Origin of the sequence: Streptomyces diacarni, assembly GCF_003323715.1 — a bacterium.
Taxonomy (GTDB): Bacteria; Actinomycetota; Actinomycetes; order Streptomycetales; family Streptomycetaceae; genus Streptomyces; species Streptomyces diacarni.
The window spans coordinates 72,717-88,732 of sequence record NZ_QOIN01000035.1 but is presented as its reverse complement, the minus strand read 5'-3'; the positions used below and the strand labels follow the sequence as shown (position 1 = coordinate 88,732).

At 74.4% G+C, this 16,016-nt stretch carries 17 protein-coding genes; 2 read left to right on the top strand and 15 right to left on the bottom strand.

Annotated elements, in window-relative coordinates; all coding sequences use genetic code 11:
- Positions 1 to 87: 87 nt before the first annotated feature.
- The gene (locus tag DTL70_RS08075; protein ID WP_114021177.1) at positions 88 to 726 is read left to right on the top strand and encodes a transglycosylase SLT domain-containing protein; all 639 of its coding nucleotides are present in this window, start codon (positions 88 to 90) and stop codon (positions 724 to 726) included.
- Between the two features lie 136 nt (positions 727 to 862).
- On the opposite strand, the gene DTL70_RS08070 is transcribed toward DTL70_RS08075, so the two are convergent.
- The 13 genes from DTL70_RS08070 to DTL70_RS08010 form a co-directional block, all read right to left on the bottom strand.
- Positions 863 to 1,870: a lantibiotic dehydratase C-terminal domain-containing protein gene (locus tag DTL70_RS08070; protein ID WP_114021176.1), complete on the bottom strand. Its 1,008-nt coding sequence runs from the start codon at positions 1,868 to 1,870 to the stop codon at positions 863 to 865.
- Positions 1,867 to 4,695, bottom strand: a complete 2,829-nt coding sequence (locus tag DTL70_RS08065) for a hypothetical protein (RefSeq protein ID WP_114021175.1) — start codon at positions 4,693 to 4,695, stop codon at positions 1,867 to 1,869. Before DTL70_RS08065 ends, DTL70_RS08070 begins: the two co-directional genes overlap by 4 nt.
- Positions 4,692 to 5,801, bottom strand: a complete 1,110-nt coding sequence (locus DTL70_RS08060) for a PqqD family peptide modification chaperone (protein WP_114021174.1) — start codon at positions 5,799 to 5,801, stop codon at positions 4,692 to 4,694. The genes DTL70_RS08065 and DTL70_RS08060 overlap by 4 nt, the downstream gene beginning before the upstream one ends.
- A gap of 198 nt (positions 5,802 to 5,999) precedes the next feature.
- A complete protein-coding gene (locus DTL70_RS08055; RefSeq protein ID WP_114018164.1) occupies positions 6,000 to 6,170 on the bottom strand; it encodes a thiocillin family RiPP in 171 nt (56 codons plus the stop codon).
- A gap of 70 nt (positions 6,171 to 6,240) precedes the next feature.
- A complete protein-coding gene (locus tag DTL70_RS08050; RefSeq protein WP_114018163.1) occupies positions 6,241 to 6,417 on the bottom strand; it encodes a thiocillin family RiPP in 177 nt (58 codons plus the stop codon).
- A gap of 58 nt (positions 6,418 to 6,475) precedes the next feature.
- Positions 6,476 to 6,655 carry a thiocillin family RiPP gene (locus DTL70_RS08045; RefSeq protein ID WP_114018162.1) on the bottom strand — a complete coding sequence of 60 codons (180 nt, stop codon included), beginning with the start codon at positions 6,653 to 6,655 and terminating at the stop codon, positions 6,476 to 6,478.
- Positions 6,656 to 6,696: 41 nt separating this feature from the next.
- On the bottom strand, positions 6,697 to 6,864 hold the full coding sequence (locus tag DTL70_RS08040) for a thiocillin family RiPP (RefSeq protein ID WP_114021173.1): 168 nt from the start codon (positions 6,862 to 6,864) through the stop codon (positions 6,697 to 6,699).
- Between the two features lie 148 nt (positions 6,865 to 7,012).
- A complete protein-coding gene (locus DTL70_RS08035) occupies positions 7,013 to 7,771 on the bottom strand; it encodes a nitroreductase family protein (protein ID WP_181860836.1) in 759 nt (252 codons plus the stop codon).
- Positions 7,768 to 9,489 carry a TOMM precursor leader peptide-binding protein gene (locus DTL70_RS08030; protein WP_114021172.1) on the bottom strand — a complete coding sequence of 574 codons (1,722 nt, stop codon included), beginning with the start codon at positions 9,487 to 9,489 and terminating at the stop codon, positions 7,768 to 7,770. Before DTL70_RS08030 ends, DTL70_RS08035 begins: the two co-directional genes overlap by 4 nt.
- 6 nt (positions 9,490 to 9,495) lie before the next feature.
- Positions 9,496 to 10,200, bottom strand: a complete 705-nt coding sequence (locus DTL70_RS08025) for a TOMM precursor leader peptide-binding protein (RefSeq protein ID WP_114021171.1) — start codon at positions 10,198 to 10,200, stop codon at positions 9,496 to 9,498.
- A 55-nt stretch (positions 10,201 to 10,255) separates the two neighbouring features.
- Positions 10,256 to 11,797: a YcaO-like family protein gene (locus DTL70_RS08020; RefSeq protein ID WP_245979119.1), complete on the bottom strand. Its 1,542-nt coding sequence runs from the start codon at positions 11,795 to 11,797 to the stop codon at positions 10,256 to 10,258.
- On the bottom strand, positions 11,797 to 12,954 hold the full coding sequence (locus DTL70_RS08015) for an ABC transporter permease (RefSeq protein WP_114021170.1): 1,158 nt from the start codon (positions 12,952 to 12,954) through the stop codon (positions 11,797 to 11,799). The genes DTL70_RS08020 and DTL70_RS08015 overlap by 1 nt, the downstream gene beginning before the upstream one ends.
- Positions 12,951 to 13,832, bottom strand: coding sequence for an ABC transporter ATP-binding protein (locus tag DTL70_RS08010; protein WP_220183594.1), 882 nt, complete (start codon positions 13,830 to 13,832; stop codon positions 12,951 to 12,953). The genes DTL70_RS08015 and DTL70_RS08010 overlap by 4 nt, the downstream gene beginning before the upstream one ends.
- Before the next feature lie 506 nt (positions 13,833 to 14,338).
- Between DTL70_RS08010 and DTL70_RS35095 the strand changes: the two genes are divergently transcribed.
- Entirely contained in the window at positions 14,339 to 14,647 is a 309-nt protein-coding gene (locus DTL70_RS35095) for a helix-turn-helix domain-containing protein (RefSeq protein ID WP_359188810.1), read from the top strand.
- Between the two features lie 214 nt (positions 14,648 to 14,861).
- On the opposite strand, the gene DTL70_RS08000 is transcribed toward DTL70_RS35095, so the two are convergent.
- On the bottom strand, positions 14,862 to 15,197 hold the full coding sequence (locus DTL70_RS08000) for a winged helix-turn-helix domain-containing protein (protein WP_114021167.1): 336 nt from the start codon (positions 15,195 to 15,197) through the stop codon (positions 14,862 to 14,864).
- Entirely contained in the window at positions 15,194 to 15,625 is a 432-nt protein-coding gene (locus DTL70_RS07995) for a hypothetical protein (RefSeq protein WP_114021166.1), read from the bottom strand. Before DTL70_RS07995 ends, DTL70_RS08000 begins: the two co-directional genes overlap by 4 nt.
- Between the last annotated feature and the right edge of the window lie 391 nt (positions 15,626 to 16,016).

Here is a 16,016-nt window from a genome sequence, read left to right as displayed (position 1 = left end):
AGGGTGGGCCCAGGTCGCGACGAGACCGGGCACGGAGCCCGGGGAGCGCGGCCGGATGTGTCCCCCTTCGAAAGGCATCCCGCTCGCATGCGTACTGCTCTGCGCAACACCAAGCTGTCCACCGGCCTGACCGTCCTGGGTGCCGCCGGTATCGCCACCGCCACGCTGACCGGCACCGCCCACGCCGCCACCCAGGACGAGGCGAAGCCGGCCAAGCCCGCCTCCTACGCGGTCAAGGTCGACGAGGTCGCCAAGGCCGACGCCGCCGCGCACGCCCCCAGGCCGGGGACGAAGCCCGCCACGGCCGACGCGAAGGACGAGGCCAAGCCCGAGAGCTCCGAGAGCAAGGCCAAGGCCGAGGGCAAGGCGGAGACCAAGGCCGAGGCGAAGGACGGCAAGTCCTACCCCGACAATCTGGACGGCTGGATCCGTGAGGCCAAGGCCATCATGGACAAGCACGACATCCCCGGCTCCTACGACGGCATCAAGCGCAACATCATCCGCGAGTCCGCCGGCGACCCCAACGCGGTCAACGACTGGGACGTCAACGCTCAGAAGGGCACCCCTTCCAGGGGCCTGCTCCAGGTGATCCAGCCCACCTTCGACCAGTACCACGTCAAGGGCACCGCCGATAAGCTCACCGACCCCGTGGCCAACATCGTCGCCGCCTGCAACTACGCCGCCGACCGCTACGGCACCATGGACAACGTCGACTCCGCCTACTGAGCAGAAGGCCCCAACAGCCGACAACCGCACAGGCACCACGCACATACACGCGCGCACGCATGCGACACCCCGAGCGGGTGGGAGGAACACCCTCCCACCCGCTCGTCGCATGCGCGTGACGGTGCGACGCGTCCCCTCAGGGGGCCATCAGACCGCGCGCCACCAGCACCAGCGCCGCCTCCTCCGGTGGCGGGAAGCCCAGCCGGTTGTGGGCCATGTGGACGTGGTGGAGCAGCAGCTCGGCGCGGGGCACGGGGACGCGGGTCACGGTGCAGCGGTCCAGTACCCCGCGGGTCACCCGCACGTGCGCGTCCAGTCGGGCGCGCACCGCGCCTTGGGGCCACGGTGCGTCGCGTACCGCTGACGCCAGGGAGTTGAGCCGCTGCCTGGTCTCGTCGGCCGGGAGGGCCATCCGCAGGCGGGCCAGCCAGCGGCGGCGGTGGGCCGTCCAGAAGGCGTCCCTCTCGCCCGGGGCCAGGCAGGCGGTGACGAGGGCCTGGGTGAGGGCCACGGCGGCGGCCGCGCGGGCGTGCGCGGCGGGGTGGGCCACCAGGTCCGTCTCGGCCAGCAGGGCGCAGCCGTCGGTGAAGACGTCCTCGGCGAGGTGGATGCCGTGGACGCCGCCGTACTTGGCCAGTTCGGGCGCGTACGGTGCGGGGCTCACGCCGACGGGCTGGCGGCGCGGGGCCATGCTCGGTTCGGCCGGCAGCAGTCCGCCGCCCGCCTCCCCCGCGTGGCCTTCCGCGCCCTGCGGCAGGTCCGTCAGCAGGGCGCGCAGCTCGTCCGTGCGGGCGTGCAGGGCGTCGGCCTGGTCGGGGGTGCAGCGCAGGCGCAGCCGCAGGTGGTGGCCCGTCGCGTCCCAGAAGCGCAGGAAGTGCCAGGCGGGCGCGTCCAGCTCGGCGGCGCGGGCCGCCAGCCAGGGGAGGGCGGCGCGGACGGCGGCGTCCATGGCGCCGGGGCCTCCGGGGTAGGCGCGCACGTACCACCAGTCCGCCGCCGGTGCGCCGGGGACGTCCCCCGGCGCCGCGTTCTCGCGGGACGGGGCGGCGTACGCGCGTGGCGGCCGGGTCGCCGTCCCGGTGCCGCTCCCGGTCCCAGGGCCGGTGCCGGTGCCGCTCCCGGTCCCAGGGCCGGTGCCGGTCATCGGTTCTCCTCCCCGTCGGCCCAGTGCAGCAGCACGGCGTGTTCGGCGGCGCGCCGTTCGCCGTCCGCGTCGTGCAGCGGGTGCTGGTGGTGTGCGGGCAGTGCCTCGACGAGCCGCAGGTGCCCCGTGTCCGGGGTGATCCAGTGGGCCAGTACGTCGAGCGAGACGGCGGAGTCCAGCCGGATCCACAGGGGTTTGCGGTCGTGGTCGGGGGACATGCCGCCGTTCGCGGGGAGCAGGTAGGCGAACAGTTCGCGCGGCATGCCGTGCCGGCGGCGGAACGCGTCCGCCGCCGCGACGGCGTCCGCGTCGGTGGCGTCCGCGCCGAGGAGCGGCAGGTGGCCGACGGGGACGATCCACTGGGCGCGCCGTGTCACCACACCACCCGCGCCGCCGTCGCCCTCGCCCCCGTCGCCGGGCGTGGTCAGTGTCTGCCGTTCCAGGGCGGTCACGCGGTCGGGCTCGCGGGGCAGCTGGAAGGGCATGCGGTAGTCGGACAGGGGCGAGCCGTTGACCCACGGGTCGGAGAGGATCGCCAGGAAGCGGGCGAACTTCGGGAACAGGTGGGTGGGCACCAGCCCGGTGTACGCGGCGGCCAGCGGAAGCCCGTCGGGGGCCAGCAGGGTGAGGGTGTCCTGGCCGGGGTCGTGGACGAGGCGGACCTCGGTCAGGTCGAGGGCGCCGGGTCCGTCGAGTTCGCCGGGCAGGGTGAGCGGTGGCAGCAGTCCGGCGGACTGGGCCTGCGCGGTGCCGCACTCGGTCCACAGGACGAGTTCGTGGTGGTGCGCGGCGTGCGGCCACAGGCGGCGCACGTGGCCGCGCAGCGCGTCGGCGAAGTCGTCACCCAGCAGCCCCTTGAAGCGGGTGAGGAGCCCGCCGGTGCCGGGGTTGAACTGGTTGACGACGAGCCGCGGCCCGCCCGCCCCCTCGGGCCGTTGCGGACCGTACGGGCGCGCGGCGATGTGCTGGACCAGCAGGGCCGCCGACGGGGAGGCGCTGCTGGGCCCGACCGGCAGCCACGCGCGCTCGGCCGGGTCCTCGCGGGCGGCGAGGTCGAGGCGTACGGCGCGCTCCATGCCGGGGTCGCGGTCGGTCTCGGTGCCGCAGCGCATGGCGAAGCCGAGGACGTCCTCGCAGGTGCCGCCGCTGCCGTGGTCGGCGACGAAACGGCGCACCAGTTCGTCGTAGAGGTGGGAGCGGAACAGCCGGGGCCTGAGTGCCTCGCCCAGCCGGCGCAGGTCGGCGGCGGTTTCGGCGTCGTCGAGCACCGGCGGGAGCCGCAGGTCGCAGGCGGCGTCCTCGTACCAGACCTCGGTCGGCTCGAACCGGTCCCAGCCCGCTGCCCGCGCCCAGCCCCTGCCCAGCTCGCGCACGCGCGAGACCGCGGCGGCGCGCCGCCGCGGCCCGTCGGCGGGGGGTCCGGCCGCCTCCGGGGCCGCCTTGGATGCCGCACCCGGAACGGCCCGGACGGCGGTGGTGCGCCGGTCGTCCGTCATCGCTTCGCGCTCGCCCTCGAGGGCCCGCAACTCCCTGACGACGTCCAGCCCCGAGCGCCCCGGACCCGGGGCGTCCTCCGGGGTACGGGGAGGTTCCGGGAGCTCCAGGTGGCTCGTCAGGTCCAGCAGGACCCGCATCGCGTCCTCGCCGCGCTGCCACGGCGCGAGGGGGGAGAGTACGCCGGTGTCGAGCAGGCGGTGGAAGCGGCGGAAGGGGTCGGCGCCGCCGAGTGTGCGCAGCACCGACGCGTGGCCGAGGGAACCGTCGTCGCCGGCGCGGGCGAGGGCGCGGGCCCAGTCGGCGGCGGCTCCGGCCTCCACCACGTGGTCGTTGCGCCAGGTGACACCGCCCGTGGCGACGTACTCGGGGTGCAGCATCAGGGAACGCGCGGGCTCACCGGGCCCGGTGCGGGCGGTCGCCGGGCGGACCGGGGCGGGGCGGTAGCGCAGCAGGGGTGCCGTCTCGGGGGCGCGGGCCAGCGCGTACAGGGCGGTGAGGGCGAGAGTGGCCGAGACCTGGTGGACGGCGTGCCCGGCGTGGCCGCGGCCGGGTACGCCCACGGTCGTCAGCCTTGCGAAGGGGCTGGTCTTGGCGGCGGCGCGGACGGTGTACGAGTAGAGGGTGCGCAGCGCGCGCTGCCGCTTGCGGGGGCGGCGGGTGTTGCCGTAGCGCACCCAGTCGGGGGTGGCCAGGGCGAGGGAGTCGGCGAAGCCGGGCGCTTCGAGGGCTGCGGTCAGGGTCTCCTCGGCGGCGGCCCGGTCGTCGGCGAGCGCCGCGTCGAGTGCGGTGGCGGTCGCCTGCCGGGCGGAGGTCAGCGCCTGCCAGCGGGCGAGCGCCTCGCGGGTCTCCTCGTCCGCGTGCGCGGCGACGCGTGCGCCGGTCGTCTCGTCCCAGCCGAAGGGGGCCAGCCGGTGGGCGGCGCGGCGGGCGGCGAGGACCTTGCGGCGCAGGGAGGTGGCGCCGTCACCGGCCGCGTCCAGTACGGGCACGAGGGCGTAGAGCGCGTCCTCCACCCGCGGGCGCAGCTCGTCGAGGGCGGCCTGCGCGTCGGCGTGCTCGTCGAGGAGCGCGGTGGTGCGCTCCGCGGGGCGCGGGCAGAACGCGGCGGGCAGTCCGGCGACCCGGGTCACCGCCACGCCGCCCAGCGCGGGAACGGCCGAGGCGGTGCCCGGCGCGGCGGGCCGCGCGGTGGCCGGCCCGGCGTCGGGCCCGGCGTTCGTCCCGGGAGCGGTCCCGATCCCGGCCTCGCCGGTCGGGTGCGCGGTGCCGGTACCGGTGCCGGTACCGGCACCGTTCTGCGCCTGGAGGTTGCGCACGGTCGTCGTCACTGGTTCCACATCCCCTGGATGCCGCTGTACGAGAACGCCGTGCCGCGCACCGCCGCGTAGGCCAGCACCAGCACGTACAGCGTGCACAGTGCCCCGTAGGCCAGGTGCAGCCGCCGCGCGGCCGGTGTCATGGCCGCCAGGTGGGAGGGCAGCGGGCGGCGCAGCAGCACGTGCTTGAGCAGTCCGAAGGCGCGGCCGCGTGCGTCGACGGTGCCCATCCCGGCCTCCAGGGCGGCGTAGCCGTCGCTGGGCAGCAGCGGGTTGAGGTTGGTGATGACGCTGAAGACCTGGAAGACGAGCATCGTGGCGGCCACGGTCGCCACCGTGCCGTTGGCGGTGACGGCCACCAGCGCGGTGATCCCGGCGACCCAGCCGTCGTTGACGGGCCCGGCCAGTGCCAGGACGACTCTGCTGCCCCGTTCCCGCAGCCGGTAGGCGTCGGTGCGGTCGACGTAGGCGAGCGGCATGAAGTAGAAGAGCAACGCGAACCCGAAGCCCCGGACGGGCACTTTCAGGATCTGCGCGACCATCGCGTGCGCCGTCTCGTGCAGCACGATCTGGATCAGGAAGAGCACGAACGCGATCAGCGTCGTCCAGTGGGCGAGCCTGGGGTCGGCCGAGGGGCCCGCGAACAGGGCCCACACGGCGACGAGGGTGCCCACGACGCCGCCCGCGAGGTGCACGCCCGCCAGCGCGCTGCCGGACACCTTGCGCAGGACGGCGGCCGGCGGCTCCAGCAGCCGGGGCATCACCGTGCGGCTGACGACGAAGCGGGGCATCATCTGGCTGCGCTTGCCGCGCCGCCCTGCGTGGTGGGCCCGCTGCGGCGTGGGCGAGCCGTCGAGCAGCCCGCTGTCGTAGAGGTTCTGCACGAAGCGGTCCAGCTCGGTGCGGGCCGCCTCGGGTGTCTTGGCGCCGCGCTGCGTCATCAGCGTGGCGATGTCCTCCAGGGACCGGGAGCCGTCGAGCCGCTGGACGAGCCCGGCGGCCGACCGGCTGAGCCGGTGGTAGATGCCGGAGTCCGCGTCGTAGAGCAGCGGGTGGTCGTCCATCCCGCGGATGACTTCCAGGCCCTCGCGGAGTTTCGGTCGGGTGAGGGTCTCCATGCACAGCTCCTGTGGTGGCACGTCTCCCGGTAGCGGTTCGGCAGGCGGACCGCGGCTAGCCTGAGCGTGCTCGCGGGTCGTGTCCGCGAGCACCCGGTTCCGGGGCGCTTCGCCCGCTCCGGAACCGGGGTTCACCTCAGCGCGCGGTCCGGTGTTCGCGTGTCACCGGGCCGCTGGACGAACGGGATCTCCCGTGCGTCAGTTGCCGTTGGAGGAGAAGCAGCCTGCCGTGCCCAGACAGGCGGCGGGGCAGCTGCCGCAGCCTGCGGTGGCGGCGCAGCCGAAGGTGGTGAAGGGGCTGTCCGACTCGGGCAGTGCCTCCAGTTCCAGGTCTTCGGCCCACAGTTCGAGCTCGACGCTGTTGTCCATGTGTGTCACCTCCTGTGTGCGACTCGTGATCCGCGGGGGTGCTCCCCCGGCTTGCGGTGGCGCCGTGCGATCAGCCGTAGCTGGAGGCGCACGACGAGGAGGAGGCGGTGCTCCAGGGGCAGGACGCGGAGCCCGCGGTGGTGGCGCTGGACCACGTGCTCAGCGCGGTGCCCTCGCTCAGTTCCTCGACGGCGAGGTCGTCGTCGAACGCCTCGACGAACAGGTCGAGGTCGTCGCTGTTCTGCATCTCTCATCTCCTTTCTGCGGAAGGGGTGTCGGGTGGGGCGCTGTCAGGTCCTGGCGCGTCAGCCGATGCAGGACGCGCTGCCGACGGTGGCAGCGGACGAGCCGGGGCAGGACGCGGTCGACGCGGAGCCCGCGCAGGCGAAGCAGCCGCCGGGCGCGTTGCCGTCCGGCAGTTCCTCGACGGCGAGTTCCTGGTCCTCGATGTAGAGGTCGAGTTCGAGGTTGTCCATGGCTTCCATGGGTGCTCCTCTTCCTGAGTAGGCCTGATCCGGCGGGTTGGTCAGCCGTAGCTGGAGACGCTGGACGCGCTGGACGCGCTGGACGCCGGGCACGACGCGGTGCTGGCGCTGGTCGAGGTGGAGAAGCTGGCCAGTGCGTTGCCCTCGGGCAGCTCTTCCAGGGCCAGTTCGTCCTCGGCCACCGCGTACAGGTCGATGACGTCTTCCATCGCGCATCCCTCCTTTCCTTCTCGGTGGTCTTCCACGGGCACCGGGCGGTGCCGGGTCGGTGCCCGGCCGCCAAGGACGGCGGCCGGTCGTGCATCCGTCGGCCCGTGCCGGGGGACGCCCGTCGCCCCGGGGCGCGCCTTCGGACGATCAGGGGCCGGCCGCCGGCGCTCCGGGGGGCGGCGCGGCGCCGCCGCCGGGCGGGTCCGCGGGCGGGTGGCCGAGCGCGAGCGCGAACACCTGCTGCCTGCTGGTGCCGTCGGAGCGCAGCGGGGTGCGGACGGAGGCGGGGATGAACCCGGCGAAGGCCGAGCCGGTCAGCCCGTGCGAGACGCCGGCGAGCCACATGGTGTGGACGGCGGCGCCCGCGCGGGTCAGCAGCGTCCGGTAGCCGTGGCCGCCGTCGCGCAGTTCGGCGGTGTGCGGGTCCACGGCGACGGAGACGATGGCGGGCGCGTCGCCGAACTCGGCCTGGAGGGTCAGGGTGCGGCGCCGCTCGGGCGGGGGCAGCTCCATGACGGGGCGGGTGGTGCGGGCCGGCCCGTCGAAGCGGTGCACGGCCGGTTCCATACCGGCCACCCGGAAGGCCACCACGGTGATCTCCAGCGGCGTGTAGTGCTGTTCGTCCGGCCACTCCTCGACGTCGGCCGTGACGCCCTCGCCGACGATGTCCGCGAGCAGGGGTGCGGGCAGCGGCTCGGGCGACCACAGCCGGCTCGCGCGCCGGGTGCGGAGGGTGTCCAGCAGGTCGAGCCGTTCGGTTTCGGCCGTGCCGCGGCCGATGCGGGTGTCGGGGCCCAGCGGCCGGGGGTGGTCCGCGCGCTGGGGCGGCACGTCGGCGTGCGGCTGCGCGGGCGCGTGCTGGAAGGACTCGACGAGTTGGAGGGCGAGGTCGTCAGGGGCGATCACAGCGGCCTCCCGAGGTCGGTGACGGCGGTGACGGGTTCGACGCGCGGGTCCGCGCCGAGCGCCGTGGTGACGGTCCGCTCGTCCCAGCGCCGCACCGGGGTGCGCGGCAGGCCGAGCGTGTGGCAGACGCGGCGCAGCGTCGCCTGGGCGCAGCCCGCGTCGAGCAGGGTGACCCGCAGCGCGAACGAGTGGTATTTCTTGGCGACCTTGCCCAGGTTGCCGGTCAGCACCAGGGTCACCGGGGCTCGCCCCGGGAGGCCCGCCGTCGCCTCGGCGCCGGGTGCCAGGAGGGCCAGCCGGTGGCCGCCGGGCACGTACCCGTAGATGCCCGGCGCCAGCCCGGGCACGTCGCGGACGGCGAGGTGGGCGAGGACGGAGCCGATGTTGCCGCCGCTGGGGGTCCAGCGGCGCAGGAAGTCGCCCTCGGGTTCGTGGATTCCGGCGACGGTGGCCAGGACGAGCGAGAGGGTCTCCAGGTCGGTGGTGGCCTCGTCCGCGCCGCGCTGTTCGTAGGGCAGGCCTGCGAGGCGGGTGGTGTCGGGCGCGGGCAGTGCGACCTCGGGGCAGACGGGCCAGGTCTTCTCCTGGCGTTGGAGCGCCAGGTTGGACGGCTTGTAGTGCTGCTGGTGGCCCTTGAGGTCCATGTACTCGTGCGGCGGGAAGCCGATGAAGGCCTCGTAGCGGGCGGCCAGCGGCGCCGTGCCGGGGCCTTCCGGTGCGGGCGGGAGCGCCGAACAGGTGGGGCAGCCGGGGCGGGTGGCGCCGCTGTGGCGGCGCTGGCCCAGGTCGTCGAGGGTGACGGTCCGCCACTGGTTGGGGTAGGGGGAGGGCACCGCGCGGCTCAGGAAACCGAACAGGTCGTGCGCGGCGAGCGCGGCGGTCAGCGCCGCCGCCTCGCCGTCGGTCTCGTGGTCGGCCTCGCCGTCGGTCTCGTTGCCGGTCTCGTGGTCGGCCTCGCCGTCGGTCTCGTGGTCGGCCTCTTCCGCCAGCAGGCAGTCCAGGCACGGCGTGTAGCGGGGGTGGACGAAGGGGCCGAGGTGGGCGGTGCCGTGCGCGGCGGCGATCCGCACGAGGGGGATCTCCCGCTCCCGGCAGACGGCGGCGGCAGCGGCCAACTCGGCCGGCGGCGCGTCCGCGGCGACGGCGAGCGTGGTCCCCTCGGGCGGCACCGCGTCAGGCCCCGAGACGCGGGTGAGGGCGACAGAGGGCGCGAGTTCGTCGGCCAGCGCGGTCGCCGTCGGGCCCGTGCCGTAGAGCGCGACCCGCGCGGACGCCAGCCGCAGCGCCCCCGCCTCCCACGAGGGGTTGGCGCCGGTGGAGTCGCCCATCCGGGAGAGGTAGTCGGCGAGTTCGTCCGCCAGGTTCTCGCCTGCCTCCGCCGCGGGTCCGTCCTGCGGCGGGGTGTCCTCGATGACGCCGCACATCCACAGCAGCGACAGCGCCTTGAAGACGGCGTGCGGGCTGATGCCCAGTTCCTCGGCGAGCGCGGTGCGGTCGCGGGCGCCGTCCAGCAGCGGCAGCAGCCGGGGCAGCAGCGCGGTGGCGGCCTTGCCGCGGAAGACCTGCGGCGCGGGCAGCCCCTCGACGACCAGGCCGCCGCCGGCCTGGTAGCAGGCCACGCCCCTGCGCATCCTGGGCAGTGCGGGCACCGAGAGCTGCGGGTCGCGCAGCGCCGCGGCGCCGGTCTGTTCGGCGGTGAGTACGTCCCCGTTGGCCATCGTCGTTCAGCTCCCCACCGGCGCGGCGTCGGTCAGCGGTTCGAAGATCCGCCAGGAGAGGTCCTCGCCTCCGCGGGCCGGACGGCAGCGCGAGCACTGGTCGACGGCGACGACGCGGTGGCGCGCGGTTCTGCCGTCGGCGAGGTGCACGGTGCGGACGTGGGCGGCGGCCCGCGGCCCCTGACCGCCGGCTGCGCCGCCGTCCTCGGCCCCCGCGGCGGCGGCTTCTTCGTCGAACAGGTCGCGGACGGCGGCGCGGGCCAACGCGACGGCCATGCCGACGTGGTGGGGCGCGTAACCGGTCACGCGCTCCGCACCCGGGTCCTTGGTCTCGCGGCGGCGTGCCTCGGCGGGCAGGGGTGAGCGGTCGTGCTGGGCGCGGCGCCGGGTGAAGCAGCGGTGGCAGGCGCCGGCGCCGGGCGCGACGGCGGGGCCGCAGCGCAGCTCGACCGGCTCCAGCTCGATCGGGAACCAGGGCACGCCCCAGGCGTACGCGGAGCGCTCCACCGCCTCGGCCAGCGCGGGGCGCGGATGGTCGGTGACCAGCACCAGCAGGTCGCTGACCGGCCAGAAACTGGGGTGGCTGCCCTCGTCGGCGCCCATGACGACGGCGCCCGTGTACGCCTTGGCCAGGCGCTCGGTGACGGCGTGTCCGAAGGCGCCCGCCGCGAGAAACAGCGGTCTGCGGGGACCGGTCGTTCCGGTGTGCATCGCTTCTCCTGCCCGGGTGGTGGATGGGGACGCGCGGGTGGCGGCGCGGGGCGCGTCAGGCGAACGGCTGCGGGAGCGGGGTGATCTCGTCCTCGGACAGCACCGGATGCCCCATGGCCCGCGGTGCCTCGTACAGCCTCGGGTGGCCCAGGTAGCGGGCCCGGTGCACGAAGGAGAGCGGCATCAGCTGCGGCACGGCCACCCGCACCGCGGTGGCACCGACCTGGCGCGCCTCGTCGGTCGTCAGGTCGACGGCGACGACCTCGCAGCCCCGGGCGTGCAGGCGCCGCAGCAGCCAGGACAGCACGGTGTGCGGGTCGGTGGCCGTGGGGCGCGGCAGCGCGGACAGCGGCCGTTCCTCGCGCTCGCCCTCCAGCAGGAACGAGAAGCGGTCGCGGGCGGCCAGGGGGCCGGCCTCGGCCGCTCCCCCGACGACGTTGACGAGCTGTTCGTTCCCGCCGTCCGCGTCCGCCTGGCCAGCGGTGGCGCTGGTGGTGACGTGGTGGCGCAGCGCGATGCGCAGCGAGGCGGCCTCGCGGTAGAGCTTGGCGACGGCATCGCCGGGGTCGGGGTCGCAGGTGGCGGCGACGACCTGGGCCAGCGCGGGGTCGGAGTCGGCCAACTGCACCCCGTAGATCACGGGGATGCCGAGGTCGGTGGTGGCGTCGAACAGCTGGGTGCGCACGTGCGGGTTGTCGGCCCGCTCGACGAACTGGCGCTGCTTGGGCGTCAGTCGCCCGACGTCGAGGGTCAGCCGGGGCAGCCGCAGCCGTTGCAGCCAGGTCAGCGCGATCGAGTCGCGTTCGACGACCTCCAGCAGGCCGTTGACGACGGCGGAGGTCACGTCCGTGTGCACGGCGCAGCCAGTGGAGACGGGGTGGCTGACGCGCTCCCCCAGCGCCTCGGGCGGGTTCTTCAGCCACACGTGCACCGCCGGCACCCACACGGGCCGCCGCCGGGTGAAGGACCAGCCGCGTACCCAGCGCATCGGCGCCCGGGGGTCGGGGCCGACCAGGCCGTGTCCGCCGGCCGCGAGTTCGGCAGCCGACAGCCTGGGCCAGGACTCCAGCGGCACCGCCTCGTCGCCGAGTTCCTCGGCGGTCGCCCAGCGGTAGCGGTCCGCGTCGCGGGCGCACGAGGAGTACCGCTCCAGGGACTCGGCGACCGCCAGCAGCGCGGCACGCTCGGGGGAGAGGTCACCGCCCGCGCCGTCGAAGTTGCCGTGCTCGGCGCCCAGGTCCCAGTCCTCGTGCCCGGTCAGCACGTGCCCGGGGTCGCCGAGGGAGGCGGTGAAGATGGGGAAGTCGGGGTCGCCCGGGCTGCCGGGCAGCCGGATGGCGCCGCTGACCAGTCCGTACGGCGAGACGAGGTCGCCCATCCTGCGCAGCGAACCGGGCGGCTCGGCCGTGGCGGCGTCGTACCGTGGCGCGCCCTCTCCCGCGCCCGCGCCCTCGCCGCTGTGCGGGGTTGCCTCGGTCGCGGTCCCGAGCGCGGCGGGCGGTGCGGTGGGGGTCCCGGCGGGCGTGGTCCCGGGTGCGGCGTCAGGTGCGGGTACGGCGTCGGCGTCGGGGCGCTCGGATGTCGTCGTCGGATGCATCAGTTCTTCTTCTCCGTGTCCCAGCGGAAGGCGCGGACGGCCGCGAAGGTCAGCACGGCGGCGGTGGCGGCGATCAGCAGCCAGTCCAGCCACTGCGCGTGCCGGGTGACGCCGCCGGTCACGTCGTGCCGCAGCGCGTCGCCCAGGAGCGCGACCGGATTCCAGGACAAGACGTCCGCGAACCCGTCGGGCATCAGCTCCAGGGGGAAGAGGACGCCCGAGCCCATCAGCAGCAGGGGCGTGAGCAGACCCGAGATGGCGTTGGTCAGCTCCGGTGAGCGCAGGGTGCCGCCGAGGAGGAAGCCCACCGACATCAAAAGCCACATGCCCAGCGCGGTCGTCAGCAGCATCGTCAGCCCGGACAGCGGCGTGAGCAGTCCCAGCGCCGTGGCGGCGACACCCGCCACGGCCAGCAGCGCCAGGCCGAGCGCGCCCCGCGCCGGCAGCAGCGAGGTGAGGATGGCCTGCGGCCTGGCCGGGGTGGTGCGCAGCAGCCGCAGTGTGCCGTTGGCGCGGAGCGAGACGAGGGTGCCCGCGGTGGCGCTGAGGGCCAGCGACATCAGGGCGAAGACGAGAACTCCCGGCACCACGAACGGCATGGGCTCGAACGGCGGTGTGCCGTCGGTGCCCAGCGCGTCGATGCCGCGCCCCTCCCAGCCGGTCTGCGGCAGCGCGTCGCGCAGCGCGGTGACCACCGAGGGGCTCTCCGGGTCGGTGAGGACCCGCAGCGTGTCGCCGTCGGCGGTGGGCGCGACGACCGCGTCCATGCCCTCGGGCGCGCCGCGCGGCGAGTCGAGCGCGGTGACCTTCGACCCGTCACCGAGCGCGTCCGCCAGCTGGGTGGCCTGGCTTCCACTGCCCACCACGGCGATCTTGTACGGGCCGCCCGCCCACGTCAGCTGCATGATCGCGACGAACAGTCCGGCGAGCAGCACCGGGAAGACGACGCTGAAGAACAGCGCCATCGGATCGCGGACCAGCTCCTTGGTCATGCCCTTGGCCAGCGGTGCGAACTGCCCCCGCGTGCCCGCGCCGCCGCCCGTGCGCGGCCCCTCGCCCGGGTGCGCCGCGCGGGCCGTCTCGCGCGCGCCGGCCTCGTCGCCGGACGCGCCGCCCGGACCGTTCGTCCTGGCCGTGCCGGTCTCGACCGTGCTCACTGCTCGCTCCCCTCGCTCGCGCGGGGTCCTTCGGTGCCGGTCGCGGCGAGGAAGGCGTCCTCCAGCGTCGGCCGGTGCACGCGTATGTCGGCCTGGGGCGCCCGCTCCTCGAACCAGGCGACGGCCCGCTCGGGGCGCTCGGTCGCCACGCTGAACCGGGGGGTGCCGCCGCCGCCCGCCCGCTCGTGGACCGCGTCGGCGCCGAAGTGGCCGCGCGCGGCCTCGGCGAGGCCGGCCTGGTCCGACCTGACGGTGACCGTGCTGCCCTGGGTGAGGTCGCGCACGATCCGCGCCGGGGAACCCGAGGTGAGCAGCCGCCCCTCGTGGAGGATGGCCAGCCGGTCGCACATCTCCTCGGCCTCCTCCATGGCGTGCGTGCTCAGCAGGAAGGTCGTGCCGCGGGACCTGGCCCGGTTGATGACCGCCCAGGCGTCGCGGCGGGCGTGCGGGTCGAGCCCGGTGGTCGGCTCGTCGAGGACGACGAGCGGGGTGTTGCCGACCAGCGCGGTGGCCAGCAGCAGCCGCTGCTGTTGGCCGCCGGAGAGCTTCGCGGCGCGGGTGCGGGCCTTCTCCGCCAGGCCCAGCTCCTCGATCAGCGCGGGCACGGGGCGGGGGTCCGGATACAGGGACGCCCACATCCCCAGCGTCTCCTCGACCGTGAGACGCGGGAACAGGCTGGTCTTCTGCGGCTGGAGGGAGAGGGCACCGCCCAGCCACGTGCCGCCGCGCGGCCCGTCCTCGACGTTCCTGCCGAGCACGCTCACCCGGCCCTGCGCGGGCCGCAACAGCCCGGTGACCGCCGCGATGGTGCTCGTCTTGCCCGCCCCGTTGCGGCCGAGCAGGCCGAAGACCTCACCGCGTCCGACGGTGAACTCCACGTCCTTTACCGCCGTGAAATCCCCGTATCGAACGGTGAGTCCGCCGACGGCGAGCGCATGCGAGGCGCCTTCTTCGGTTTCTTCGGAAATCGACGATTTCGGGCGTTCGCTTTGCTCTGCAATCCTGAACATAGACGCTGCATCCCCACGTCACGCGCATTACGTCGGCACGTTCTGCGCTATGCGTCCTGTCGGCTGGTCGGCGGTGAACGCGGCCAATGCTTGCCCGCTCGCGGCGGGCACGGCAAGAGGTGTTCGGCAAGACCGAAACCCGGGAACCGGGCTGCCGCGGGAGGCAGTTGAGCGTGCAACCGAGGTACCCGTCCAGTCCACTGGCCGTCAGGCTCCTTGTGTCGCAGGCGGCTTGGGCGGAATAGTGGCATCCGACATACGGATACCGCGGGATGACCTCCCACGCCCGGGCTGCACCGCTCGCAACGCCCTTGTGTCCGTACAACACCGAGTTTGCGTAATTTGCTACACGGGGAGACTCAGTGAACGATCGGATGCTTCGTGCATTTGTGACCTGCGCACGCACAGGCAGCGTCACCAGGACCGCCACCGAATTGGGCTACTCGGCGGCCAGCATCAGCGATCAGATAAGACAGCTCGAAGTCCACACCCAGCAGCCGCTGTTCCGCCGGACACCGGGAGGCATGAGCCTGACGGAAACGGGTAGGCGGATGGTTCCGGTCGCGCACGACATTCTGTGCCGGATGGACTTGCTGTGCCGGACACAGCCGAAGTCCCGGCACACCTATCGCGCGCACGCGGGACAGCGGCCCGAACCGATGCGAAAAGCAGGGGCCGCTTAATACGCGCGGATTGACGCGAGCCGGTAAGGCTATTCGCGTCCGAAAAGAAGAGGAGAAGGCGGGGAGCGATGGGCGAAGCATCGCTCCCCGCCTTCGGCTCGCGGCCCCGCCGCGTGCCGGGCATGACCCGGCGCGCCCGGCTCGGTGCACACGGGCCTGCGTACGCACCGCCGGCGTGCGCCGCGCCCCCGCCTGGCACACCCCCGCGTTTCCGCTAGGAACCGTCCACCGGAAGCCGGTCCGCGTCGACACCGCGGGCGATCTCCCGCAGGCAGGCGCAGTGCTCCTGGAAGACCTCCCTGCCCTTCGAGGTGGCGGACAGCCAGGTGCGCGGGCGCTTGCCGAGATACCCCTTCTCCACCTCCACGAGCCCCGCCTCCTCCAGCGTCGCGGACTGCTTGGAGAGGGCCGAGTCGTTGATCTCCACCGCGTCCCGCACGAAGCGGAACTCCAGCCGCTCGGCGGAGGCCAGCGCCGCCATCACGGAGAAGCGCACCGGCGACTGGAGCAACGGGTCCAGCCGGTGTCTCGGGTGGCGCGTGGCACTCATCGGCGTCCACGCGCCCGTCGCGCCAGCAGCGCCGCACCACCGCTCCAGGCGCCGAGCACCACGAACGACGCCCACCACCAGGCGGCCGGGGCGCCCCCGCTCCACACGGACCCGACGACGACGGCCGCCACGTACAGCACCGTCCAGCCGAGGCTGAAGACGGCGTGGAAGCGGCGGAAATCGCGGGTGACGACGGGCCGCGTGCCCGCGTACCCCATCGCGGCGATCCCGAGCACCGCGCCCACCGCGTTGAGCGTGACGCCGACCGCCGGCTGCGTCCGCGCGGCCGCCGCGGCCCCGAGCAGCAGCAGCGTGAAGACGAGGAAGCCGAGCAGGTACCACCCGTACCACTCGGCGTGGGCCCGTCGCCCGACACCCTGCACCGCGTCCCGCCGCGCCAGTGCGGCCCGCGCTTCCGCTGCCTCCATGACATGCCTCCCCGTGCTGACGATCCCTTACGTCTTGCACGGTAGCCATCTACTTTCCATGTTGGCAAGTAGTTGTCACCAGGGCATCCTGCCGAGTCGCGGAGGAGAGGGCGGCGGGGAAGGCCGGCGCCGCTCGCACGGCTCCCGCCCGCCCCCCGCCCTCTCCTCGCCCCCCGCTTCCCCCGTGCCCCCTCCCTCCTCTGCCCCCGTATCCCCCGTATCCCCCGTCGTCCCGGTACCGCACCCGGTCGGTGTCCGGCACCGTCCCCCGGTCCGTGCTCGACACCGCCCCCTGCCGGTGTGAGGCACCGGGACGCTTCCCCGTTCCCCCTCACCACGCATACTGGCGGTCCCGCAGCCCTCCCCGCATTGCCGGAACCCGGCAGAGTTC

Excerpts from the sequence above, each read along its gene's own strand:
- DTL70_RS08040 (WP_114021173.1), bottom strand. The coding sequence starts at position 6,864 with ATGGAAGACGTCATCGACCTGTACGCGGTGGCCGAGGACGAACTGGCC.
- DTL70_RS08055 (WP_114018164.1), bottom strand. The coding sequence starts at position 6,170 with ATGGACAACAGCGTCGAGCTCGAACTGTGGGCCGAAGACCTGGAACTG.
- DTL70_RS08000 (WP_114021167.1), bottom strand. The coding sequence starts at position 15,197 with ATGAGTGCCACGCGCCACCCGAGACACCGGCTGGACCCGTTGCTCCAG.
- DTL70_RS08030 (WP_114021172.1), bottom strand. The coding sequence starts at position 9,489 with ATGGCCAACGGGGACGTACTCACCGCCGAACAGACCGGCGCCGCGGCG.
- DTL70_RS08020 (WP_245979119.1), bottom strand. The coding sequence starts at position 11,797 with ATGCATCCGACGACGACATCCGAGCGCCCCGACGCCGACGCCGTACCC.
- DTL70_RS08060 (WP_114021174.1), bottom strand. The coding sequence starts at position 5,801 with ATGGAGACCCTCACCCGACCGAAACTCCGCGAGGGCCTGGAAGTCATC.
- DTL70_RS08075 (WP_114021177.1), top strand. The coding sequence starts at position 88 with ATGCGTACTGCTCTGCGCAACACCAAGCTGTCCACCGGCCTGACCGTC.
- DTL70_RS08045 (WP_114018162.1), bottom strand. The coding sequence starts at position 6,655 with ATGGAAGCCATGGACAACCTCGAACTCGACCTCTACATCGAGGACCAG.
- DTL70_RS07995 (WP_114021166.1), bottom strand. The coding sequence starts at position 15,625 with ATGGAGGCAGCGGAAGCGCGGGCCGCACTGGCGCGGCGGGACGCGGTG.
- DTL70_RS08050 (WP_114018163.1), bottom strand. The coding sequence starts at position 6,417 with ATGCAGAACAGCGACGACCTCGACCTGTTCGTCGAGGCGTTCGACGAC.
- DTL70_RS08025 (WP_114021171.1), bottom strand. The coding sequence starts at position 10,200 with ATGCACACCGGAACGACCGGTCCCCGCAGACCGCTGTTTCTCGCGGCG.
- DTL70_RS35095 (WP_359188810.1), top strand. The coding sequence starts at position 14,339 with ATGCTTCGTGCATTTGTGACCTGCGCACGCACAGGCAGCGTCACCAGG.
- DTL70_RS08070 (WP_114021176.1), bottom strand. The coding sequence starts at position 1,870 with ATGACCGGCACCGGCCCTGGGACCGGGAGCGGCACCGGCACCGGCCCT.